Source organism: Kribbella sp. NBC_01245 (assembly GCF_036226525.1).
GTDB lineage: Bacteria > Actinomycetota > Actinomycetes > Propionibacteriales > Kribbellaceae > Kribbella.
In genome coordinates this window covers 6,019,437-6,042,114 of sequence record NZ_CP108487.1, presented here as the reverse complement: position 1 = coordinate 6,042,114, position 22,678 = coordinate 6,019,437, and the positions used below count along the sequence as shown (strand labels likewise).

General features: G+C 67.3%; 18 protein-coding genes. 8 read left to right on the top strand and 10 right to left on the bottom strand.

The features are described 5' to 3' along the window. Positions 1-42 precede the first annotated feature (42 nt). The 3 genes from OG394_RS27570 to OG394_RS27560 are packed head-to-tail and all read left to right on the top strand — an operon-like array spanning position 43 to position 3,591. Positions 43-846, top strand: coding sequence for an SDR family NAD(P)-dependent oxidoreductase (locus tag OG394_RS27570; protein ID WP_328990004.1), 804 nt, complete (start codon positions 43-45; stop codon positions 844-846). Between the two features lies 1 nt (position 847). Further along, positions 848-1,963 carry a DUF5938 domain-containing protein gene (locus OG394_RS27565; protein WP_328990003.1) on the top strand — a complete coding sequence of 372 codons (1,116 nt, stop codon included), beginning with the start codon at positions 848-850 and terminating at the stop codon, positions 1,961-1,963. Positions 1,964-2,022: 59 nt separating this feature from the next. Continuing rightward, positions 2,023-3,591, top strand: a complete 1,569-nt coding sequence (locus OG394_RS27560; RefSeq protein WP_328990002.1) for an acyl-CoA synthetase — start codon at positions 2,023-2,025, stop codon at positions 3,589-3,591. Here OG394_RS27560 and OG394_RS27555 read toward each other — a convergent pair. Next, positions 3,588-4,307, bottom strand: a complete 720-nt coding sequence (locus OG394_RS27555) for an alpha/beta fold hydrolase (RefSeq protein ID WP_328990001.1) — start codon at positions 4,305-4,307, stop codon at positions 3,588-3,590. The genes OG394_RS27560 and OG394_RS27555 overlap by 4 nt on opposite strands. A gap of 349 nt (positions 4,308-4,656) precedes the next feature. On the opposite strand from OG394_RS27555, the gene OG394_RS27550 reads away from it, so the two are divergent. Then, complete coding sequence (locus OG394_RS27550) at positions 4,657-5,193, top strand: DinB family protein (RefSeq protein WP_328990000.1); 537 nt, start codon at positions 4,657-4,659, stop codon at positions 5,191-5,193. Here the strand turns inward: OG394_RS27550 and OG394_RS27545 are convergent. Continuing rightward, positions 5,186-6,535 carry a serine hydrolase domain-containing protein gene (locus OG394_RS27545; protein WP_328989999.1) on the bottom strand — a complete coding sequence of 450 codons (1,350 nt, stop codon included), beginning with the start codon at positions 6,533-6,535 and terminating at the stop codon, positions 5,186-5,188. The two genes, OG394_RS27550 and OG394_RS27545, sit on opposite strands and share 8 nt — an antisense overlap. A gap of 33 nt (positions 6,536-6,568) precedes the next feature. On the opposite strand from OG394_RS27545, the gene OG394_RS27540 reads away from it, so the two are divergent. Next, positions 6,569-9,814 carry a BTAD domain-containing putative transcriptional regulator gene (locus tag OG394_RS27540; RefSeq protein ID WP_328989998.1) on the top strand — a complete coding sequence of 1,082 codons (3,246 nt, stop codon included), beginning with the start codon at positions 6,569-6,571 and terminating at the stop codon, positions 9,812-9,814. Here the strand turns inward: OG394_RS27540 and OG394_RS27535 are convergent. After that, the gene (locus OG394_RS27535) at positions 9,783-10,409 is read right to left on the bottom strand and encodes a TetR/AcrR family transcriptional regulator (RefSeq protein WP_328989997.1); all 627 of its coding nucleotides are present in this window, start codon (positions 10,407-10,409) and stop codon (positions 9,783-9,785) included. The two genes, OG394_RS27540 and OG394_RS27535, sit on opposite strands and share 32 nt — an antisense overlap. Positions 10,410-10,531: 122 nt before the next feature. Here OG394_RS27535 and OG394_RS27530 point away from each other — a divergent pair, with 122 nt between their 5' ends. Both OG394_RS27530 and OG394_RS27525 read left to right on the top strand, forming a co-directional pair. Continuing rightward, complete coding sequence (locus OG394_RS27530; RefSeq protein WP_328989996.1) at positions 10,532-12,139, top strand: AMP-binding protein; 1,608 nt, start codon at positions 10,532-10,534, stop codon at positions 12,137-12,139. Continuing rightward, positions 12,139-13,296, top strand: coding sequence for a lipase family protein (locus tag OG394_RS27525; protein WP_328989995.1), 1,158 nt, complete (start codon positions 12,139-12,141; stop codon positions 13,294-13,296). Before OG394_RS27530 ends, OG394_RS27525 begins: the two co-directional genes overlap by 1 nt. A gap of 117 nt (positions 13,297-13,413) precedes the next feature. On the opposite strand, the gene OG394_RS27520 is transcribed toward OG394_RS27525, so the two are convergent. The 4 genes from OG394_RS27520 to OG394_RS27505 all read right to left on the bottom strand — a co-directional run bounded on the left by OG394_RS27520 (position 13,414) and on the right by OG394_RS27505 (position 17,332). Then, positions 13,414-14,235 carry an ABC transporter permease gene (locus OG394_RS27520; RefSeq protein WP_328989994.1) on the bottom strand — a complete coding sequence of 274 codons (822 nt, stop codon included), beginning with the start codon at positions 14,233-14,235 and terminating at the stop codon, positions 13,414-13,416. Then, the gene (locus OG394_RS27515) at positions 14,232-15,212 is read right to left on the bottom strand and encodes an ATP-binding cassette domain-containing protein (protein WP_328989993.1); all 981 of its coding nucleotides are present in this window, start codon (positions 15,210-15,212) and stop codon (positions 14,232-14,234) included. The genes OG394_RS27520 and OG394_RS27515 overlap by 4 nt, the downstream gene beginning before the upstream one ends. 93 nt (positions 15,213-15,305) lie before the next feature. Then, positions 15,306-16,619 (bottom strand): MFS transporter, encoded by a 1,314-nt coding sequence (locus OG394_RS27510; protein WP_328989992.1) that lies wholly within the window; start codon positions 16,617-16,619, stop codon positions 15,306-15,308. Next, a complete protein-coding gene (locus OG394_RS27505; protein WP_328989991.1) occupies positions 16,616-17,332 on the bottom strand; it encodes a GntR family transcriptional regulator in 717 nt (238 codons plus the stop codon). Before OG394_RS27505 ends, OG394_RS27510 begins: the two co-directional genes overlap by 4 nt. Positions 17,333-17,549: 217 nt before the next feature. Here OG394_RS27505 and OG394_RS27500 point away from each other — a divergent pair, with 217 nt between their 5' ends. Beyond that, positions 17,550-18,974 carry a S8 family serine peptidase gene (locus tag OG394_RS27500; protein ID WP_328989990.1) on the top strand — a complete coding sequence of 475 codons (1,425 nt, stop codon included), beginning with the start codon at positions 17,550-17,552 and terminating at the stop codon, positions 18,972-18,974. 63 nt (positions 18,975-19,037) lie between these two features. Here OG394_RS27500 and OG394_RS27495 read toward each other — a convergent pair whose 3' ends face one another. Genes OG394_RS27495 through pdhA form a run of 3 tightly spaced genes read right to left on the bottom strand, consistent with a single transcriptional unit; the run spans position 19,038 to position 22,587 of the window. Then, complete coding sequence (locus tag OG394_RS27495) at positions 19,038-20,444, bottom strand: dihydrolipoamide acetyltransferase family protein (RefSeq protein WP_328989989.1); 1,407 nt, start codon at positions 20,442-20,444, stop codon at positions 19,038-19,040. After that, complete coding sequence (locus OG394_RS27490; protein WP_328989988.1) at positions 20,444-21,421, bottom strand: alpha-ketoacid dehydrogenase subunit beta; 978 nt, start codon at positions 21,419-21,421, stop codon at positions 20,444-20,446. The genes OG394_RS27495 and OG394_RS27490 overlap by 1 nt, the downstream gene beginning before the upstream one ends. After that, a complete protein-coding gene (gene pdhA, locus OG394_RS27485; protein WP_442914236.1) occupies positions 21,421-22,587 on the bottom strand; it encodes a pyruvate dehydrogenase (acetyl-transferring) E1 component subunit alpha in 1,167 nt (388 codons plus the stop codon). The genes OG394_RS27490 and pdhA overlap by 1 nt, the downstream gene beginning before the upstream one ends. Between the last annotated feature and the right edge of the window lie 91 nt (positions 22,588-22,678).

The window sequence follows — 22,678 nt, the reverse complement described above, 5'->3', positions numbered from 1 at the left end:
ACGCTGGGTGGTGTTCCCGTGCTGCCACTAGGAGGACCAGAGATGACCCAGTTCGATCTGACCGGCCGGAAAGCAATGGTGACCGGTGGTGCGCAGGGGCTCGGGGCCGGGATGGCCGAAGCCCTGGCGAAGGCGGGCGCGAGCGTGATGATCGCGGATATCCAGACCGACACCGGCAAGAAGACCGCGGATGTGCTGCGCGAGGCCGGCTCCGTCGCGGGATTCGTGGAACTCGATGTGACCGACGACGACAGTTGGCAGGCCGCCATCACCGCCACTGTGAGTGAGCTCGGCGGTCTCGACATCCTTGTGAACAATGCCGGAATCGAACTGTCCGGACTGGTCATCGACCTCGATCCGCAGGACGTGACCAGCATGTTGCAGGTGAACGTGCTCGGCGCCGCCCTCGGCGTGAAGCACGCGTTCCGCGCGATGCGCCCGGGTGGTCCGGCCGGTGCCGGTGGTGCCGTCATCAACATCTCGTCGGTCGCCGCGACGATCCCCTTCCCCGGCATCGCCGGCTACTCCGCGACCAAGTCCGCGGTCGATCGGCTGACCCGGGTGGCGGCAATGGAGTCCGGCAAACTCGGCTACGGCGTACGGGTGAACTGCATCTACCCGGGCCTGGTGCCGACGGAAATGGGCATGAAGCTCGCCGCGGACATGGTCACGCTGGGCCTTTGGCCATCAGCGGAAGCGGCCGTCGGCGACGTCATCGCGCTGACCCCGTTGGGCCGGCTCGGCGAAGTCTCGGACATGGCGGACGCGGTGGTGTTCCTGGCCTCCGACGCGGCTCGCTTCATCACCGGCGCGGGCCTGCCGGTCGACGGTGGAATGGGGATGTGACATGGACAAGCCAGTCGTTGTGTACGGCGCTTCGGGTTACACCGGTCGCCTGGTCTGCGAGTACCTGCGTGAGTTCAACATTCCCTTCATCGCGGCCGGCCGGGATGCCGCGCGGATCAAGGACGTACTGAGCAAGGTCCCCGGGATCGACACCGTCGACCACGAGATCGTCGAGGTCGAGCACGAGGTCAGCGCACTGACCGAACTGTTCAGTGGCGCGAAGGTCGTGAGCAACATGGTCGGGCCGTTCATCAAGTACGGCCCGGAGGTGGTCGAGGCCAGTCTGGCCGCGGGCTGCCACTACCTGGATACGACCGGCGAGCAGGACTGGCTACTCGACGCCCGCGATCGTTGGGGTGCGGCCTTTGCCGCAAAGGGCCTGCTGCTTTCGCCTGGTGTCGCACAGATGTACACGACCGGTGAGATCGCGGCGAACATCTGCCTGGAGACGCCCGGGCTCGATACGCTGGACATTCTCGTTCTGTGGAAGGGATTCCCGACCTACGCGTCGACGCAGACCATCTTCACGATCCTCAAAGCGGACTGGCACTACCTGGAAGAGAACCAGCTGCAGAAGTGGGATCCGCTGACCACCTTCGAGGTATCCGTACCTGGTCAGCACGCGTCCGCACTGGCCCTGCCGTGGGGTGGTACGAGTCATCCCGTCTGGTTCCAGCAGGACCCGCGCGTGGCGACGGTCAAGGTCGCGGGTGGCGTGTTCGACCGGGCCGTTATGCAGGGTGTCGTCGACGCCGTGCAAATGGTCGAGTCGCAGATCAAGACGCTGCCGCCTGAGCAGCAGGACGGCGCCCTGGCCGACGTGGCCTCGTCCGTCCAGGCGGGCATGCCGCCCCGGGAGAACCCGCGCCTCAACACGTCGCTGGACTCCGTGCACGCTTCGGGACCACTCGGGCGGGCGCATTGCGTGATCCACGGCAACAGCAACTACAAGCAGACCGGTTTGCTGCAGGCCTTCGCGGCTAACTCGCTCCTGCAGGAACCGCCTCGGCGTACGGGTCTCGCCTCAGCTTGCCAAGCCTTCGGTCATCGTCGCCTCCTCGGCGCCTTGCGGAGCTTCGGGCTGGTTCTCGAACCGGTGCTGACCGTTCACCACTGAGCTGGTGCGGGGACTGCCTACCCCCTCGGTCCCCGCACCCTGTCCTTGAGGATCGCCTCGTGCGGCTTTTCGACTATCTGGACAAGGGCGCCTCGCTCGGCCGCGACGAGCCCTGCCTGACCATGGGCGGTACGTCGCTGAGCTATGGCGAGGTGTGCGAATTGTCCTGGCAGATCGCCCACGCCTTACGCCGCTCGGGAGTTCGCCCGGGTGACAAGGTGGCGATCCTGTCGGCCAACAACCCGATCGCCTTCACCTGCGTGTTCGGCATCTCGCGCGCCGGCGCGGTCTGGTGCCCGGTCAATCCGCGGAACGAGGCGGCCGAAAATCGCGAACTCCTGCACGCCTTCGACTGCTCGACGCTGATCTTCCAGGAGGCCTTTCTCCCTTTGGTGGAACGGATCCTGCCCGACCTACCTGGTCTCACCACGCTGATCTGTCTCGACGCCGAACCAGCCGTCGCGATCGGTTTCACCAGCTGGCTGTCCGACGTACCGTCATCGCCCTTCGAGGTCCAACCGCGCGATGACGTGGCGCTGTTGGTCGGCACGGGTGGTACGACGGGACGGCCGAAGGGTGTGCAACTGACCGGGCGCAATATCGAGACGATGTCAGCGATCACGTTGATGAGCTATCCGTTTCGGGATCGGCCGGTCTATCTCGCGCTTGCGCCGTTGACGCATGCGGCCGGGGTGTTGTGCTTCCCGATCATGACGCTCGGCGGGGAGATCGTGATCATGCCCGCGCCGGACCTCACGTCATACCTCTCCTTGATCGCCCGGCATCGCGTCACCCACACGTTCCTGCCGCCGACGTTGATCTACATGTTGCTCGCACATCCCGATCTCGATCGGACGGATCTGTCTTCCCTGCAATGCTTCTGGTACGGCGCCGCGCCCATGTCTTCGGCGAAGCTGAGTGAGGCGCTGACCCGGATCGGCCCGGTGATGGCGCAACTGTTCGGTCAGAGCGAGGCGCCGATGATGATCGCCACGATGGCGCCTGCGGACCATTTCCATGCCGATGGCAGTCAGGCGGTCGAACGCTTCACGACTGCGGGTCGTCCGAGTCCACTGGTGCAGGTGGCGATCATGGATCCTGATGGTCGGTTGCTGCCTGCCGGCGAACGTGGCGAGATCGTCGTCCGCGGGTCGTTGGTAATGGCCGGGTATTACCGCGATCCGGCGGCGACTGCGGAGGCCGGTCGGCATGGGTGGCATCACACGGGGGACATCGGCTTCCTCGACGGGGACAACTACTTGTCGATCGTCGATCGCGCCAAAGACATGATCATCACGGGTGGGTTCAACGTCTACTCGGCGGAGGTCGAGCAAGCCCTACTCACCCACCCCGCCATCCAGGACTGCGCCGTCATCGGCCTCCCCGACGAAAAGTGGGGCGAACGCGTAACCGCCATCCTCCAACTCCGTCCTGACGCCAACCTCACTCCAGCCGAGGCCCAGGCCCACGTGAAGGCGCGACTCGGCAGCGTAAAAACCCCAAAACAAGTAGAAATCTGGCCCGACCTCCCCCGCTCCAAACTAGGCAAAGTCCACAAACCCACCATCAAGGCAGACCTAACCTCCCCGTCGCGTGGACAGGACCGGCGGGGTCGGCCAGGGCGCTAACTGATCGGCGAGCTGACCCACTTGTAGATATCCATTGAGGTCGCGACGGTGGGAAGGTGACCGCCTGAGTATTGGTACCCCTGTGCGGCGGGGATGTTTTCGAGGAGCCATTGTGCGTCGCTCTCGGGGACGTGCTCGTCGTGTGTGCCGTACCAGATGCTGACTGGGACACGGATGCTTCGTGGCGAGAAGCCCCACGGCTGGGCGAGAGCGACCTTGTCGTCGTACCAGCCATCGAGACTGTCAGCGAACGTAGTGACCAGGCGAGCCCGCGCGGCCGGGTCGTCCCAAGCCGGTGGACCGGGCGGCGCTCCGGGGTATTCGGGGCCGCCTGCTTCGACCTGGGCCAGGATGTCGGCGCCGAGCTTTGTGAGCTGTTTCCGAAGCTCTTCCTCGGGAGGCAGCGTCTCGGCCTGCGGGCGAATACCTGAGAGGACGCCACATCGGGTGACGCGGTGCGGCAGGAGCGCCGCGCACGCCAATGCATGCGGACCACCGCCCGAACCGCCCACTATCGCAAACGTTTCCCAACGCTGGCTGTCCGCGAGTGCCTCGACGTCCCGCACGACATCGGAAACGGTACGTCCTGGCTGCCGGGTCGAGCCGCCGTAACCGGGACGGTCGGGCATGAGGACTCGCACGCCGCTCTGTTCTATCGCTGCGATCTGGTCGGGCCGCCGCAGCCGGCTGCTCGGAGTTCCGTTCAGCCAGATCATCGGTACCCCATCGACGGGGCCGTACACGCAGAACCGCAGGGTGCGCCCCTCCACGCTGACTTGACTATCCACCTGCACATCTAACTGCACCGTCGCCGTCGACGCCCCGAGTCCATCACGTAGCTGCAGCTTGCTGCAGGCAGGGCGGATGCGGACGAATCAACTTGCAGGGTGGGGCGGGTAAATCGCGAGACGGGTGGAGGAGGTCAGGTTAGGGTGGGCGGGAGACGGAGAGGGGGTGGCGTGATGAGTGGGGTTGGTGTTGCGCTGCTTTGCCGTCGTTCTCTCGGCTGACTCGATGCCGGCGGTGGCGTAGGCCGCGCGTGGATACGAGTAGTGGGAGAAGTTTGTGAGAGTCAATAATCGTCCGCCGTTGGCCGGGGACGAGCGGAGCCAGATCGTCGGTTGGCTGGACCATCAGCGGGATCTCGTGCGGATGAAGTGCGAGGGGCTGAAGGAGAGCGACGCACATCGCGCCGTACTGCCTTCGTCGCCGTTGATGACGATGGCAGGGGTGGTCGCGCATCTGAGGTGGGTGGAGTATTCGTGGTTCCACCTCAACGTGCTCGCGGTGCCGGATACGGGCCAGACTCCGTGGACCGAGGGCGGGCATGTCGATGCGGAGATGTTCGTCGACGACGTACCGCTGCAGCAGTTGCTCGACGAGTATTACGAGGAGTGCGCGCGGTCGAACGAGATCGTCGCGGGCCTTTCCCTGGATGACCTGGAGAAGCGTCCACCCAAGGAAGAGGCCGCGTCGGTGCGGTGGATCCTGTTGCACATGATCGAGGAGACCTCGCGCCACCTCGGCCACCTGGACGCCATCCGCGAGCTACTGGACGGCACCACCAGCTACGAGGCGGCCGAAGAAACCGCTTCTATTTAAGCCATTCGCCAAACGCGAACGGCTCACGCGTGAAGAGATAAGTTGCCCAGTGCAACGTCTTGACCGCGCCGGATGGGTCGCGGGTGATGCGGAGCAGTTCGCCTCGCTCGCGGCCCGACTCGGTCCGATAGACGTCCTCGCCCACCGAAACGAAGATCGACGGCGGCTTGTGCGCAGGAGCCGCCGCGCCACGGGCCTGCAACCGGCCGCCCGCGACCGAGAAGATGTACGGCTGTCCCTCCGAGAACCACGTCCCGAGCAACCCGTCGAACTCCGCGGGCACCGACGTCCCCGGGGTCCACGGCGTCACCGGCAGCGGGTCGTTCTTGACGACCTCCAGCGCCAGCTCACACGCCAGACCGGCGGGGTCCGGCGCCGAGGTGGAGTTCATCAGGGCGATTCCCGCCGTACCCGAAGCGCGGTGCACGAACGACCCGGTGATGTGGCCGGGCATACCGCCGGTGTGGCCGACGAGCACGCGCTCCCCCACCCGCGCCAGCATGAAGCCGAGGCCGAACCCGAGCGTCCACTGGTCCGGGTCGGCCATGATCTGCGGCTGGCACATCTCGTCCACGGTGTCCGCCGCCAGCACCTCGTCGACCGGGTTCGCCAGGAACGCGAGCCACTTCGCGAGATCCTCAGCCGTACTGGCCAGACCGCCGCAGGCCGCCATCGCACCGAGGTCGAAGACGGGCTCGAGCACCGGCACATCGCTGTACGGCGGCACGTAGTACCCGGTGGCGGCCTGACCACCGTCGAAGCCGACCGTCGTACGGCGCATCTCCAGTGGATTGAGGATGCGGGCCTGGACCGACTCGAACCACTCGCGGCCGTCCAGCCGGGCGACGATCTCGCCGAGCAGGGAGTAGACCAGGTTCGAGTAGTGCCAGCGGTCGTGCGGGCGGCCCACGCGCTCCGCGTCGTTCCAGCCGGTGATCAGCTTGGCGCGATCCGGGAACTGGAAGACCGTCCACACCTCGTCGACCGGTTCGCGCTGCATGCCGGTGACGTGGCTGAGCATCTGCCGGATGGTGATGCCGTGGTGCTTGCTCTCCGGGATGTGCTTGTCGACCGTGTCGTCGAGACTGAGTTTGCCCTCGTCCCGCAGGGCCATGATCAGTACGGCCGTCAGGGTCTTGCTCTGCGACGCGATCAGGAACTGCGAGTCGGCCGTCGGCGCCACCCCGGGCGTTCCGACGTCCGCCGAGCCGACCCCACCCGACCACGCGAGCGAGCCTTCCCGTACGACGCCACCGACGATGCCGGGCACGCGGCCCTTCAGCTGCCGTTCGGCGATGATCTGGGTCAATCGGGACTGAGTCTGAGCGGAGATATCGGTCACCTCGCGATACTAGGTTGTGGCAGGGTGGACCGCGTGCGTATCGCGGTGCTCGGCCCTCTGGCTGTGTGGGCGGCCGACGGTAGTCCGCTGGACGTCCGTGGCAGCCGGCTTCGCGCACTCCTGGTCCGTCTCGCGCTAGACGCCGGCCGGCCCGTCGGGATCGACACGTTGATCGACGCGCTCTGGGGTAACGAGGCGCCGAGTGCGAACGCCCTGCAGTCCCTGATCTCCCGGCTTCGCGGCATCCTGCCGCCTACCGAGTCGGGCGTCTCGATCGATTCCGGGCCCGCCGGATACCGGCTGACGATCGACCCCGACGCGGTCGACGCGCTCCAGTTCGAAGAGCTGGTCCGTACGGCGAGAGGGGCCGCGCCGGACCAGGCCGAGGCGTTGCTGACCAAGGCGAACCGGCTCTGGCGAGGCGAGGCGCTCGCCGACCTGCGGGACGCGCCGTTCGCGACGCAAGCGGCGGCTCGGCTCGAAGACCTGAGGCTGACCGCGATCGAGAGCCTGAGCGACACCCTGATCGCGACCGGCCGGACCCGCGAGGTCACGGCCGAACTGGAACGCCTGAGCCAGGCGCATCCCCTGCGCGAGCGGTTGCACGAGCTGATGATCAGGGCCCTGTACGCCGATGGCCGGCAGGCGGAAGCCCTCACGGCGTACGAGCGGGTCCGGACCATCCTCGCGGACGAGCTCGGTACGGATCCGTCGACGCGATTGCGTGAGATCCACCTGGCCATGCTCAAAGGCGAGGCGCTCGATCCCGTGCCGAGCCCGGTCGACGTACCGGCCGCTCCGAGGGCGCACAACCTGCGGGCGCCGCTGACGAGTTTTGTCGGGCGTTCCAGCGAGGTGGCGGAGCTTCGCCAGGTGCTGGCCAACGGCACGAGACTGGTGACGTTGATCGGGCCGGGTGGTGCGGGCAAGACGCGACTGGTGACCGAGACGGGCCGGGCGCTGGTCGAGCACGCCCGTGACGGCATCTGGTTCATCGAGCTGGCGCCACTCGCGGACGCGGCCGACGTGGCGCCGACCGTGTTGTCGGCGTTGGGCGCTTCCGAATTCGTGGACGGCAACCTGCGGCCCGGCCTGCACATCCCGATGGCGCGCGCGGCTTCGGCGCGATTGGTCGAGGTGATCGCGGATCGGCAGGTGCTGATCGTGCTCGACAACTGCGAGCACCTCGTCAACGAAGTGGCCGCCCTGGTCGATGCGCTGCTCGCGTCCTGTCCCCGGCTGGTCGTGCTGACCACGAGCCGCGAACCGCTCGCGATTCCCGGCGAACACCTGCACCCGGTCGGCCCACTCGGCCTGCCACCGGAGGACTCCGCTGAAGGCACCCCGCCCGGTACGACGTACCCCTCGGTCGAGTTGTTCGTCGATCGGGCGCGCGCGGTCCGGCCGGATTTCGCGCTCAACGTCACGAACGGCCCGGCCGTCGCCGAGATCTGCCGCCGCCTGGACGGAATGCCGCTGGCCATCGAGCTCGCCGCGGCCCGGCTGCGTGCGCTCACGCCCGCGCAGATCGTCGACCGGCTGACCGACCGGTTCCGCCTGCTGACCAGCGGGAGTCGTACGGCGCTGCCGCGGCATCAGACGTTGCGGGCGGTCGTCGAGTGGAGCTGGGATCTGCTCGAACCGGCCGAACAGGCGGTCGCGCGACGGCTCTCGGTCTTCTCCGGAGGCGCGACCCTGGAGGCCGCCGAACAGGTCTGCAGTGGCGCCGGGCTACCACCCGAGGCCGTGCTGACCGTGCTCGCGTCGCTGGTCGACAAGTCCCTGGTCGAGGCCGCCGCCGACGATCGGACCGTGCGTTATCGCATGCTCGAAACGGTCAAGGCCTTCAGCGCCGAGCAACTCGAGGCCTCCGGTGAGACCGACGTCGTACGGCAGGCCCACACCAAGTACTTCCGCGTGCTCACCGGGCAGGCCCAGACCCAGTTGCATCGGGCCGACCAGCTGATCTGGATAGCCCGTCTCGACGCCGACAACGAGAACCTGCTCGGCGCGCTGCGGAACGCCATCGACACCGGTGACGCCCGGACGGCGGTCGGCCTCGTCAGCGTGCTCGGGTACTACTGGAACATCCGCGGCCGTCCGACCGAGGCGCTCTCCTGGTTCGAGCACGCCCTCGCCGTCCCGGGTGAGGTCGATCCCGTCGCGCGCGCCACCGCCGTCCTGCTCTACTCGGTCGGCAATCTCTCGAGCGGCGAGGACCCAGTGGCCGCGGTCGGCCGGGCCCTTCGCGGCATGGCCGAGATCCGGTCGCTCGCGCGGCGGCACGAGGTCGTCGCGGCGAACGGGATCAGCGGGTTCACCAACGCCGTCTGGGCCGGACTGCGGCGTGACCGGCCCACGATGATCCGCGCTCTCGAGGCCGTGCGCGCCGACCAGGACCCGTGGAATCGCGCGATGGCCACGATGATGCAGGCGATGTTCAACGAGAACGAGGGCAACGTCACGCAGATGGCGGCGGACCTCGAGTTGGCCCTCAAGGGGTTCGAGGAGATCGGTGACCGGTGGGGCAAGTCGCTCGCGCTGCGGGGACTCGCGACGTACAACAGCGCGTGCGGTGATCACAGGGCGGCGCTCAAGTACGTCTCCGCATCGCTCGACCTGATGGCCGAGCTCGGCACCACGGACGGGGTGCCGAACCTGCTCACCCAGCGGGCCCGCAGCCGGGGTGAGCTGGGCGATGTCGAGGGCGCGACGGACGACCTCCGGACCGCGATCAGGCTGTCCGAGGAGACCGGCAGCGCGAGTAGCCAGGCCTTCGCGACGACGGGGCTGAGCACGATCGCGCGGCAGCTCGGCGATCTCGACGAGGCGCTCCGGCTCGGCGAACTGGCGTACTCGCAGCTCGATCTACCGACCGAGCGGATGGCCCCGCACGGCCAGGCGTGGGTGATGGGCCAGCTCGCGATGATCTCGGCCGCGCGCGGCGAGCTCGAGGATGCCCGGATCAGGGCCATCGAGTCACTGCGGCTGGTGCTCTCCACCGAGGATATGCCGCTGCTCGCGGGCGTGGTCGAGTCCGTGGCGGCGGTCGCGATCGCGGACGAGGATCCGGACGGCGCCGCACGCCTGCTGGGCCTCTGCGCCGCGGTCCGGGGCATGCGCACCGCGCCCGACCGCGATGCCCGGCGCACGATCGAGTCGGCGCGGGCCGCGGTGGGCGATGCGACGTACGAGCAGTTGTACGAGGCGGGCGCCGCGACGCCACGCGAGGACGCGCTGGCCGAGCTCAGTCGAGCATCAGTCCCAATCCCAGATTGACCAGATCCTCGCGGACCTCGTCCGCCGGCGGGCGCGGGTCGGACACCATCCAGTCGTAGACGACGGTGTTGACCGCGCCGATGAACGACAACCCGAGGAAGCGGAAGTTCTTCGGGCTGATCTCGCCGCGTGCCACGCCGGTCTCGCCGATATGGATGACGGACTGGACCAGCAATTCGCGATAGGCCAGCCGCTGCTGCTCGACCGCCGGGCTGATACCGACCACCTCGACGAACGAGAGCTTGGCCCGGCGCAGGTCCGACATCACCATCCGCAGGTACGCCTCGACCGCGCTGCGCACCCGCACGCTGACGGTGTCGTCGGCGTGATCGGCCAGGGCGGCCGCCGTGCCCTGCACACCGAGCTCGATCACGTAGGCGTGGGCCGCGATCAGCACCGCTTCCTTGTTCGCGAACTCGTGGTAGAAGTGCCGGGTCGAGACTTTCGCCTGTGAGCAAAGGCGTTCCACCGACGTGGCCGCGTAGCCCTCGGTGCCGAACAACTCGAACGCGGCCTCCATCAACCGCTCCCGGCGGGCGGCCTTCCACTCATCCACCGATCGACCGGAGTACCGGCGGGTGGCGGGTTCAGTCATGACACCTCTCGGCGATTGGTCTGGTTCGAAGGGTTGTCATCGTAGCGATCGTGGTCCTACAGTACTCGCCAGTAGAGAGTGAAAAGCAGTCTTTTCACTTCTATCCACCTGCGGAGGTAGCCATGGCTGTTACCGAAAAACTGCACGCCGTCTCCGTGCTGCGGCGGGCGGGTCTGCTGGATCTGCGGCGCCCCCTGCTCACCGCGCAGACGTCGCTGGCGATGCGCCGGCTCGGGCCGATCGCGGGCGCCGCGCATATCGCCGCCCGGCGCGATCCGGCCGACGTCGCGCTGATCGACGAACTCGGGCAACTGACGTACGGCGACTTGGACCGGCGCGCCAACTCGCTGGCCCGGGCCTGGTTCGCGGCCGGCCTCAAACCGGGCGTGGTGGTCGGCGTACTGTGCCGGGGTCATCGTGGCGCGGCCGACGCGATGGTTGCCTGCGGCAAATTTGGCGCTCGGTTGGTGTTGCTCAATACGGGGTTCAGCCGCGTTCAACTGGCCGATGTCGCTGCCAGGGAAGGCGTCTCGGTTCTGGTCTACGACGCCGAGTTCGGCCCGCTGCTCTCTTCCGTACATGCTGGCGTACGCCGCTTTGTTGCCTGGGGCAAAGATGTGGACGCCGAAGCCTCGTTGGATGAGTTGGTCTGTGGGACAGACGGCAGCGGGTTCGGGCCGCCTGCTGAACAGGCCGGGATGGTGCTACTGACCGGCGGCACGACCGGCACGCCGAAGGGCGCGCCGCGGCAGGTGCGTTCGCCGTTGATCGCAGCGCAGTTCCTGGAGAGGGTGCCGCTGCGCCGGGGCGACGTCGTCTACATCGCGGCACCGATCTTCCACGGCACGGGGCTGACGCAGTTCATCATGACGTTGGCGCTCGGCTCGACGATGGTGCTGCAACGCCGGTTCGACGCGCTCACCACTTTGCGAGGCGTGGCCGAACATCGCGCGACGGCCCTGATCGTGGTGCCGACGATGCTGCAGCGAATTCTGGCGCTCGGGCCCGACGTACTGAAGGCGTACGACACCAGCAGCCTGCGGGTGTTGATGAGCGCGGGCGCGTTGCTGCCGACGGACCTGGGCAATCGCGCGATGGAGGTCTTCGGTCCGGTGCTGCACAACCTCTACGGTTCGACCGAGGTGGCTGTCGCGGCCGTGGCCATGCCCGCGGACTGGCAGGCCGCGCCGGGATGTGCGGGCCGACCGCCGCACGGCTGCCGGGTCAGGCTGTACGACGATGCCGGGCGGGCGGTGACCAGCGCTGGTACGACCGGGCGGATCTTCGTCGGCAACGGTCTCGCGTTCAAGGGTTATACGGGCGGCGGTACCAAAGAGATGATCGACGGGTTGTTGAGTACGGGCGACCTCGGGCATTTCGACAGCGGTGGCCGGTTGTTCGTGGACGGGCGCGACGACGACATGATCGTGTCGGGTGGCGAGAACGTCTTCCCGGTCGAGGTGGAGAACCTGGTCGAGGCGATGCCAGGTGTCGCCGAGGTGGCCGCGCTCGGCGTACCCGATGAGGAGTTCGGCCAGCGGCTGCGGCTCTTCGTGGTCAAAGACCCCGGCAGTTCGCTGGATGCCGAGGCGATCAAGTCCCACGTCAGGCAGAACCTGGCCCGCTTCAAGGTGCCTCGAGACGTGGTGTTCCTCGACGAGCTCCCGCGCACAGCCACCGGCAAAGTGGCCCGTCGCCTGTTGCCCCTCACAACCGAAGGACGTGCGTGATGATGATTCGCATGGTCGTGACCGCGTTAGTCGCCGCTTTTGGGCTGCTGGCCGTTCCTACTGGGGTTGAGGCCGCGGGGATTCCCGAGCCGGACCAGGACTCGTTCTACCGGCCGGCCGCGGGGTACGAGACCAAGGCGCCGGGGACGATTCTCAAGACCCGCACGGTGTCGGTGCCGCTGGCGGTGAAGGCCTACCAGTTGCAGGTTCGTAGTACCGATGCGAAGGACAGGCCCGTCACTGTGGTGTCGACGGTCCTCGTGCCGCTCACGCCGTACGTCGGTAAGCGGCCGTTGCTGTCGTACCAGCCGGCCACGGACAGCCTCGGCGACCAGTGCAACCCGTCGTACAACCTGCGACTCGGTCTGGAGAAGGAGATTCCCCTGCTGAGCATGGGCCTTGCGAAGGGGTGGGCCGTCGTGGTGACGGACTACCAAGGTCCGCGCGATGCGTATGGCGCTGGGCGGATGGAGGGCCACGCCGTACTCGACGGCATCCGCGGTGCGCTCGCCTTGCCGGAAGCCGGGTTGTCCGCGACCACCAAGGTCGGGATGTGGGGGTACTCCGGCGGCGGGCTCGCAACGGGGTGGGCCGCGCAGTTGCATCCGTCGTACGCGCCGGAGCTCAAGATCGCCGGCGTCGCCTCGGGCGGTACGGCGTCCGACTTGGAAGCCGCTGGACGTCAGATGGACGGCGGCCTTTTCTCCGGGCTGTTCCTGGCGGCAGCGATCGGGGTCAGCCGGGAGTATCCGGAACTGCTGAGCATTTTCAACGCTGCCGGGCATGAGCTCATCGCGGAGATGGACGACCTTTGCGTTGCGGAGGAGGCGTTGTACGCCTTCAAGAGCGTGAAGTCCTACAGCGATTCGCCTGATCCGCTGGCCGAGCCGATCGCCCAGCAAGTCCTGCGCCTCAACCGCATGGGCGACCTGGCCCCAACCGCGCCGGTCTACCTCTACCACTCGAAGTTCGACGAACTCATCCCCTGGCAAGCCGCCTCGGACGTCAATGCCCGCTGGTGCGCCAAGGGCACCCGCGTCACCTTCCACACCGACTACACCAGCGAACACAACACCCTCGCCGCCACCGGCGCCCCCGCCGCCCTCACCTACCTATCCGCCCGCTTCCTAGGCCTGCCCTCCCCTTCCACCTGCTGACCAACCTCTTTGCACTCATTCGTCGGAATCCGCCCTCTGCCGTCCGCTGACCTGTGCATGTCAGCTTGGCTGAGAGGGCGGATTCCGACGAATGAGTGCAAAGAGATTTCCGTTTGGTTAGGTGCGGCGGCGGTAGGTGCGGATGGCTAGGGGGGCGAAGATGGCTACTAGGGCGATCATCCAGGCGAGGGTGTAGAGGAGGGGGCGTTGGAGGGAGCCTTCGCCGATCATCAGGGCGCGCATGGTGTCGACCAGGTGTTTGACCGGGTTGACGTTCACGAAGGCCTGGAGGGCGCTCGGCAGGGTGTCGGTCTGGACGAAGACGTTGCTGCCGAAGGTCAGCGGGAACATGATCAGGAAGCCCACACCTTGGACGCCCTGGACCGTCTTCAGTTTCAGGCCTAGCCAGACCCAGACCCAGCACAGTGCCAGCGCGAATCCGAGTACCAGCAGGCAGGCGAGCAGACCGTTCGCGACACCGTTCTGGAACCGGAAGCCGAGGGCGAAACCCGCGCCCATCAGGATCACGATCGAAAGCACGTAGCGCACGACATCCCCGAAGACCGCACCGATCAGCGGCGCCGAGCGGGCGATCGGCAGACTGCGGAAACGGTCGAACACGCCCTTGGCGAAGTCGTCGTTCAGCGAGATCCCGGTGGCTAGCGTGGAGAAGACGACGGTCTGGACCAGCAGCCCTGGCAGCAGGAACGGCAGGTAGCCCCGCCAACCGCCGGCGGCGACGGCACCACCGAAGACGAACAGGAACAGCGCCAGGAAGATGATCGGCTGGAACGTGACGTCCGCAAGGGCCTCCGGGTTCTGCCGGATCCGGACGATGTTCCGCCAGGCCAGCGTCAGACTCTGCTCGAGCCACGCGAACGGCTTACGGGTGTTCGGCATAGTTGGTGTAGATGGCTTCGTCAGGGTGGCGCTGCTCATCGGCCCACTCCTTCCAGGACGGACTCGGGCTGGTCTTGGGCGGCATGCCCGGTGATGGCGAGGAAGACCTCGTCCAGGCTCGGCAGGCGCAGGGACAGCTCAGTGACGGCAATACCGGCTTCATCGAGGCGGCGAACCACTACCGGCATCGACGTACCGTCTGCGACTGGCACGCTGACCAGAGCGTTCACGATGTCTACAGACGGCCTGGTGCCGGTGGACTCGGCGACGATGGCTGCAACCCGTTCTAGGTGGCGTGGGTCGGCAGGGCGTACGTCGAGCGACTGGCGACCGGCCTGCGCCTTCAACTCAGCCGGACGCCCTGACGCCACGATGCGGCCGTGGTCGAACACCACGATGGAGTCGGCCAGTGCGTCCGCCTCTTCCAAGTACTGCGTGGTGAGGAGGACGGTGGTGCCTTCGAGCACGAGATCCCGCACTGTGTCCCAGACGCCGTTACGGGCGTGGGGGTCGAGACCTGTGGTCGGTTCGTCCAGGTAGAGGATGCTCGGGTTGCCGACGAGACTGGCGGCCAGATCGAGGCGCCGACGCATACCGCCGGAGTAGGTCTTGGCGATGCGGTCGCCGGCGTCCGTCAGCTCGAACCGTTCCAGCAGCTCGTCGGCCCGCTGACGCGCCTGCGGCCGGGGAAGTCCCAGCAGCCGGCCGATCATGACCAGGTTGCGCCGGCCGGACAGGTCCTCGTCGACCGAGGCGTACTGGCCGGTGAGCCCGATGAGTTCGCGGACCCGGCCGGCCTCGCGGACGACGTCATGCCCGCCAACCTCGGCATGACCCGCGTCGGGCTGGATGAGCGTGCCGAGGATGCGCACGGCCGTGGTCTTGCCGGCGCCGTTCGGGCCGAGTACGCCGAGCACGCTGCCGGTCGGCACGGCCAGATCCACTCCGGCCAGGGCCGTGGTGGAGCCGAAGCGCTTGACCAGCCCCTCGGCCACGATGGCGTTCGTTGTGGACATACGAATTCCTTCCCAGAGTTGTTGCTTCTGGGAACCACCGTCGCGGTCGGGGCTGGCACCGCCCTGGCAAAGCGCTGGTACGGCGTACCAGCGCTAGGACAGGGGTACGACGCGGTTGGCGCGCAGGGCCTCGTAGACCTCGGGGTTGTACCGGGCAAGCGTCGCCCGCGCCCGTCGCCGGTACCGGAGGATCTGGATGACGCCGACGCCCCACAGCAGGTACTGCACGCAGAACGCCCACTTGTAGTCACCGATTGCCTGAGGCGCTCCACCAGCCGAGAGGTCCAGTACGACACCAATGGCGCCGATACAGATCAGGGTGGCGATGAACCCGCCAGTGTTGACGATGCCGTTGGCTGCGCCGAACCGTGTGGCGGGGTTGAACGTACGCGCGTAGTCCAGCCCAAGCATCGATCCCGGCCCACATGCGGCCTGTACGACGATGAGGAGGATCAACACCGGCAAGGGCGCTCGGCCCGGCCAGACGAGTACCAACGTCCACACCGCGACAACGCCACCGATGACCGCCAGGACGATCCACGAGCGGTAGAACGGATAGCGAGCCGCATACCGCCCGACGATCGGCCCGTAGCAAATACCGGCCAGAACCGGCAGTACGAGCAAGGAGGCGGCCGTAGTCGGGGAGAGGCCCTCGCCCTTCACCAAGAACGGGAAGCCCCAGAGCAGCCCGAACGTACCCGCGGAGAAGCTAGTGGTGAAGTGCGTCCACAGCCCAAGGCGAGTGCCAGGCGTCTTCCACGCGCGCTTGACGTTGTTCCGGACTTCCGTGAGCGACTGCTTCGTCCGATGTAGCGCCACGTCGTACGGCGTGTCCTTCAGCAGGAGCAGTACAGCGGCACCGGTGACGAGACTGAGCACGGCTGCGCCGCCGAAGGTCTGCGTCCACCCGAAGTGCCGGAACGCGGCAGCCATCGGCACGGTCGCTCCGATCGCCCCGAGACCTCCGAGCATGCCGGTGGCCTGGGACATGACGGGTTGCTTCAGAGCCGGGAACCACAGCATGAGCACTCGCAGCACGCTGATGAAGACCAGCGCATCACCGACGCCCAGAAGTGCTCGCGCCGCCAATGCCGCCGGGTACGACTCGACCTGGCTGAAGGCGGTTTGGGCCACGAAGAGCAGACCGGAGGCCGCGATGAGCAGGCGCTTCGATCCGTACCGGTCGAGGAGAATACCGACGGGCACCTGCATCGCGGCGTAGACCGTGAGCTGTACGACCGTGAAGCTGGCCAGGGCCGATGCGGAGATGTCGAACCGCTCTGCCGCCTGCAGACCCGCGACGCTCATCGAACCGCGGTGCAGCACGGTGACGAGGTAGGTGGCGACAGCGGTGATCCAAACCACCCAGGCGCGTCGACCGCCAAGGGGATGGAGGAGTTCGGTCACTGCATGCCCCGCAGATGCGTCGCCGCGTTGTGGATGTGGGCGACGACAAGCTCGCGGAATCGCTTACTGCTGTTACTCGCGAGCGCGTCGATCATCTGCTGGTGGTCCACGATGGAGCTGTCCATCCGGGCCGGAGCGACCTGGATGCTCTTGACGCCCATCCGGACCTGACGGTCGCGCAAGCTGTCGTAGAGCTTCGCGAGGATTTCGTTGCCCGCGGCCTCGACAATGGCCTCGTGGAAGGCCCGGTCGGCCTCGAGGAACTTCTTCGCGTCGTTCGCCCGGCGGTGCACCCGCATCTCGCGGATCAGCGGTTCGAGTGCGGCGATGAGTTCTTTGCGCCGCGGCCAGACCTTGGCGGCCGCGTGCGTTTCGATCAACTCCCGCGCCTCGAGCACGTCGTTGATCTCTTGCGGCAGCACTGGCAGGACCAGCGCGCCCTTCTTCGGATAGAGCTTGACCAAGCCGGACGCCTCCAGGCGCAACAGCGCCTCGCGCACCGGCGTACGGGAAACTCCGACCGCATCGGACAACTGGCCCTCGGTCAGCAACTCGCCACCGGGATAGACCCGGTCCAGGATCGCTGCCTTCACGAAGGCGTACACCCGCTCTGCCGCCGGGATGCGCTCGACGCCGGGTGCTGCGTCGGCCACGATCCTCGCGATCTCGGTTGTTTCGTCACCCAGGGTGAAATCACCCTGTCCGTTACCCACCAAACCCCCTCATGCACCACGCTCTGTGATGCGTACAAGATAAATCCCTGTTGTATCTATCTTACATGCAACTCAAACCGGCTACGCACGGCCATCTTGAGCACCCTGCGTGAACCGCCAAACGCAGGTTTTCCCCAGGCTTGCCGCTGAGCAGGACACAAGGTGGGATCGGCACTTTAGAGTCAGGGGGTTCTGTCGTCCCGTCCAAGGAGAACCCGTGTCACGGACTACACGTCGCACCCGGCTGACCGCCGGTCTGGCGATCGCCACGCTGGCAGTCGCCTCACTCGGCACCAGCACCGCCCAGGCTTCCCCGCTGGAGGAGGCCGGGCCGTTGATGAACTACGTCGTCAACACCAAGGCCAACCCCGGACACAGCATGCTGGCTGAGCGTGCGGTCGAGGCCGCCGGGGGTTCGGTCGTGCAGTCCTGGCCGCAGATCGGTGTCGTGATCGCGCAGTCGACCAACCCCGACTTCCGCGCCGACGTCCGCACCGGCCTGTTCGGCCGCTTCGTCCAGTCCGCCGGCGCCACCCGCACGGCCGCCGTCTCCGAAGGCCCCGCGACCGCCGGCGCCACGACCGGGGATGCCGCCAAGGGTGAGGCCAGCGTCGAGGCCGCGCCGGTGCTCGACCCGCGTGAGTCCGAGCAGTGGGACATGGCGGCCATCAAGGCCGACAAGGCGCACGAGATCACCGACGGCTCGCGCAAGGTCCTGGTCGGCGTGAACGACTCCGGCGTCGACGACCAGCACCCGGACCTCAAGCCGAACTTCGACGCGGCCAACTCGGTCAACTGCGTCGACAACGGCCGTCCCGACACCACCCCCGGCGCCTGGCGGCCGAACGGCTCGCACGGCACCCACGTGGCCGGCACGATCGCGGCCGCCCGCAACGGCGTCGGCATCGTCGGTGTCGCCCCGGGCGTCCGGATCGCCTCGGTGAAGGTCGTCAACACCGACGGCTTCATCTACCCGGAGTACGCGATCTGTGGCTTCATCTGGGCCGCCGAGCACGGTATGGACGTCACGAACCACAGCTACTTCATCGACCCGTGGACCTTCTGGTGCAACGACAACGGTGACCAGGGCGCGGTTCAGGAAGCCGTCCGCCGCGCGGTCAACTTCGCCACCAACAAGGGCGTGCTGTCCGTTGCCGCCGCCGGTAACGCGAACTACGACCTGGCGAACAAGACCACCGACAACAGCAGCCCGAACGACACCACCCCGGTCACCCGTCCGATCAACGCGGGCTGCCTGGACATGCCGACCGAGCTGCCCGGCGTGATCACCGTCGCCAGCACCACCAAGACCGGCGCGCGCAGCGGGTTCTCCAACCTCGGGCTCAACGTCATCGACGTCGCCGCTCCGGGGAGCAGCATCCTCTCGACGATTCCGGACGGCAAGTACGGCGTCTCCAGCGGTACGTCGATGGCCTCGCCGCACGTTGCGGGTGTCGCCGCACTGATGAAGTCCGCGCACCCGTACTGGGGTCCGCGCGAGCTGACCCGGGCCCTGCACAAGCAGGCCGACGACGTGGCCTGCCCGACCGCTCCGGTCGACGCGCGCTGCACCGGTACGACTGCGGAGAACGCATTCTTCGGCGAGGGCCTGGTCGACGCCCTCGACGCCGTCAAGCGCTGACCTTCACCTAATAAGAAACGCCCGGAGAGACTCTCTCCGGGCGTTTCTCTGTGCAAAAGAACGTCAGAACAGCAGGGCGCGCGACGGGTCCTCGAGGATCGAGGCCACGTCGGAGAGGAAGATCGAGCCCTTCTCCCCGTCGATCAGGCGGTGATCGAACGACAGCGCCAAAGTGGTGATCCAGCGCGGCACGATCTCGTCGTCCACCACCCACGGCTGCTTGCGCACCGCGCCGAAGGCCAGGATCGCGGCCTCACCCGGGTTGATGATCGGCGTACCGGCGTCGACGCCGAAGACGCCGACGTTGGTGATCGTGAACGAGCCGCCCGCCTGGTCGGCCGGCTGGGTCTTACCCTCCCGGGCGACGGCGACCAGGTTGTTCAGCGCGCCGCACAGCTCGGGCAGCGACATCGCGTCGGCGCCCTTGATGTTCGGCACGATCAGCCCACGCGGGGTGGCCGCGGCGATGCCGAGGTTCACCGAGTGCTTGAGAACGATCTCCTGGGCGGCCTCGTCCCACGCCGCGTTGATGATCGGCGTACGACGCGCGGCCAGGCTGACGGCCTTCGCGACGATCAGCAGCGGGCTGACCTTCAGGTCGCGGAAGGCGCGATCCGTCTTCAGCCGCTCGACGAGTTCCATCGTGGCGGTGACGTCGACCGTGATCCACTCGGTGACGTGCGGTGCGGTGAAGGCGCTGGCGACCATCGCCTGGGCCATCACCTTCTGCACGCCCTTGATCGGGATCCGGGTCTCGCTCTGGCCCGGCACCGGGGCCGCGACCGGAGCGGAAACCGGTGCTGAAGCCGCGGGAGCGGCCGTCGTACCGTGCGACTCCACGTCGGAACGGGTGATGATGCCGCCCGGGCCGGTCGCGGTGACCGTCGCCAGGTCGATACCGAGGTCCTTCGCCAGCTTGCGCACCGGCGGCTTGGCCAGCGCCTTCGCACCGCCGGCCGTCGACACCGGCGCCACTGCGGCCGGAGCCGGGACAGGCTCAGCAACAGGAGCCGGGGCCTCGACGACAGGAGCAGCGGTCGGGACAGTGGCTGGGGCCTCGGCCGCGCCCTTGCGCGGACGGCGCTTGGCTTCGGTGGTCTTCGGGCCGTAGCCGACAAGGATCGCGGTCCGGCCACCCGGCGCGGCACCACCGATCTTGCCGGCCTCGATCACCTCTTCGCCATCATCCGAGGCGGCAGCGGGGGCGGCGGGGGCTTCATCTTCGCCACCCCCGGTGCGGACCGAGATGATCGGCGTACCGACCGGCACGGTCTCACCCTCGGGCACGAGCAGCTCGGCCACCACACCGGCGAACGGCACGGGCAGCTCGACCAGCGACTTGGCGGTCTCGATCTCGACGATGGTGTCGTTCAGCTTGACCGTGTCGCCCGGCTTGACCTTCCAGGCGACGATTTCGGCCTCGACCAGACCTTCGCCGACATCCGGCAACTTGAACTGCTGGATTCCCATCAGTACCCCATCACCTTGTCGACGCCATCCAGCACCCGGTCCAGATCGGGGAGGTACTCCTCCTCCATCCGCGACGGCGGGTACGGGGTGTCGTAGCCGGCGACGCGCAGAACCGGCGCCTCCAAGTGGTAGAAGCACTCCTCAGTCACCCGGGCCGCGAGCTCGGAGCCCGTGCCGAGGGACAGCGGGGCCTCGTGCACGACGACCGCGCGCCGGGTCTTCTTGACCGACTCGAAGATGGTCGCCAGGTCCAGCGGGGCGATCGTGCGCAGGTCGATGACCTCGAGGTTGCGGCCGTCCTCGACCGCGGCCTCGGCGGCCTGCAGACAGGTCTTCACCATCGGGCCGTAGCAGAACAGGGTCGCGTCGGTGCCCTCGCGGACCACCTTCGCCTTGTGCAGCGGGTACGCCGGGGGCACGGTCTCGTCGAGCTCGGCCTTCTCGTGGTAGCGCCGCTTCGGCTCGAAGAACACCACCGGGTCGTCCGAGGCGATGGCCTGCTGGATCATCCAGTAGGCGTCGACGGGATCGCCACAGGCGACGACCTTCAGGCCGGCCACGTGCGCGAACAGCGTCTCCGGCGACTCCGAGTGGTGCTCGACCGCGCCGATACCGCCACCGAAGGGGATCCGGATCACGATCGGCATCTTCAGCTTGCCCATCGAGCGGTAGTGCATCTTCGCGACCTGGTTGATGATCTGGTCGTACGCCGGGAAGACGAAGCCGTCGAACTGGATCTCGCAGACCGGGCGGTAGCCGCGCAGGGCCAGGCCGACCGCGGTGCCGATGATGCCGGACTCGGCCAGCGGGGTGTCGATCACCCGGTCCTCACCGAAGTCCTTCTGCAGACCTTCGGTGACCCGGAAGACGCCGCCGAGCTTGCCGATGTCCTCGCCCATGATGAGGACCTTGGGGTCGTTCTCCATCGCGTGGCGGAGGCCGAGGTTGATGCCCTTGCCCAGGGTGATCTTCGTCATCAGTGGCCCTCACCTTCGAAAGAAGCGGCGTAGGCGGCGAACTGCGCCTTCTGCTCGTCGAGCTGCGGGGTCTGTTCGACGTACACGTGCTGGAAGAAATCGGTCAGCACCGGGTCGGGCATCGACAGACAGCCTTCGCGAAGTTTGGCCGCGATCTGGTCGGCCTCGGCGTCGACCTCGTCGAAGAAGTCCTGATCGGCAGCCCCGGAACGAACCAGGTAGGCCTTCACGCGCTCGATCGGGTCCTTGAGCTTCCAGTACTCGAGGTCCTCGTTGAGGCGGTACTTGGTCGGGTCGTCCGACGTCGTGTGCGCGCCCATCCGGTAGGTGTAGGCCTCGACGAACGTCGGCCCGCTGCCCTCGCGCGCCCGGCGCAAGGCCGCCTGCGTGACGGCGTACGTCGCGAGCACGTCGTTGCCGTCGACGCGAACGCCCGGGAAGCCGAAGCCGGCCGCGCGCTGGTACAGCGGGATGCGGGTCTGCCGGTCGATCGGCTCCGAGATGGCCCACTGGTTGTTCTGGCAGAAGAAGACGACCGGTGCGTTGAAGACCGAGGCGTAGATGAAGGCCTCGTTCACGTCGCCCTGGCTGCTGGCGCCGTCACCGAAGTACGCGATGGTGGCCTCGCCGTTCTCGGCGTCACCGATCACGTGGTCGCGCTGCTGGCCCATCGCGTAACCCGTCGCGTGCAGGGTCTGCGCGCCGATCACGATGGTGTAGAGGTGGAAGTTGTTGTCGCGGGGATCCCAGGCTCCCTGGTCCACACCGCGGAAAAGCCCGAGCAGGTTGAGTGGGTCGACGCCCTGGCAATAGGCGACGCCGTGCTCGCGGTAGGTCGGGAAGACCATGTCCTTCTTGTTCAGCGCGCGACCCGAGCCGATCTGCGCGGCCTCCTGGCCGAGCAGCGAGGCCCAGATACCGAGCTCGCCCTGGCGCTGCAACGCGGTCGCCTCGGTGTCGATCCGGCGGACCATCGTCATGTCGCGGTAGAAGCCCTTGATCGCCTCGTCGTCGAGGTCGAAGGAGTAGTCCGGGTGCTCGACGCGCTCACCTTCGGGCGTCAGCAGCTGGACGAACTCGACTTCCTCGCTGGGCTGCGTGGGGCTTACAGGCGCCTCGACGGGCGCGAACAATTCCGGGGAGATTCCCGGCACCGACTCACTCACATGCACTCCTCGGGGTTCGGCGCGGGATCGCCGCGTCGCAACATTGCACGGGCCCCGACTCAGTCAGCCGGGTGTGGCCTAGTCGTCAGGA

Coding starts and splice junctions, on each gene's coding strand:
- OG394_RS27570 (WP_328990004.1), top strand. CDS start 43: ATGACCCAGTTCGATCTGACCGGCCGGAAAGCAATGGTGACCGGTGGT.
- OG394_RS27565 (WP_328990003.1), top strand. CDS start 848: ATGGACAAGCCAGTCGTTGTGTACGGCGCTTCGGGTTACACCGGTCGC.
- OG394_RS27555 (WP_328990001.1), bottom strand. CDS start 4,307: ATGATCTGGCTGAACGGAACTCCGAGCAGCCGGCTGCGGCGGCCCGAC.
- OG394_RS27535 (WP_328989997.1), bottom strand. CDS start 10,409: ATGACTGAACCCGCCACCCGCCGGTACTCCGGTCGATCGGTGGATGAG.
- OG394_RS27530 (WP_328989996.1), top strand. CDS start 10,532: ATGGCTGTTACCGAAAAACTGCACGCCGTCTCCGTGCTGCGGCGGGCG.
- OG394_RS27525 (WP_328989995.1), top strand. CDS start 12,139: ATGATGATTCGCATGGTCGTGACCGCGTTAGTCGCCGCTTTTGGGCTG.
- OG394_RS27520 (WP_328989994.1), bottom strand. CDS start 14,235: ATGAGCAGCGCCACCCTGACGAAGCCATCTACACCAACTATGCCGAAC.
- OG394_RS27515 (WP_328989993.1), bottom strand. CDS start 15,212: ATGTCCACAACGAACGCCATCGTGGCCGAGGGGCTGGTCAAGCGCTTC.
- OG394_RS27495 (WP_328989989.1), bottom strand. CDS start 20,444: ATGGGAATCCAGCAGTTCAAGTTGCCGGATGTCGGCGAAGGTCTGGTC.
- OG394_RS27490 (WP_328989988.1), bottom strand. CDS start 21,421: ATGACGAAGATCACCCTGGGCAAGGGCATCAACCTCGGCCTCCGCCAC.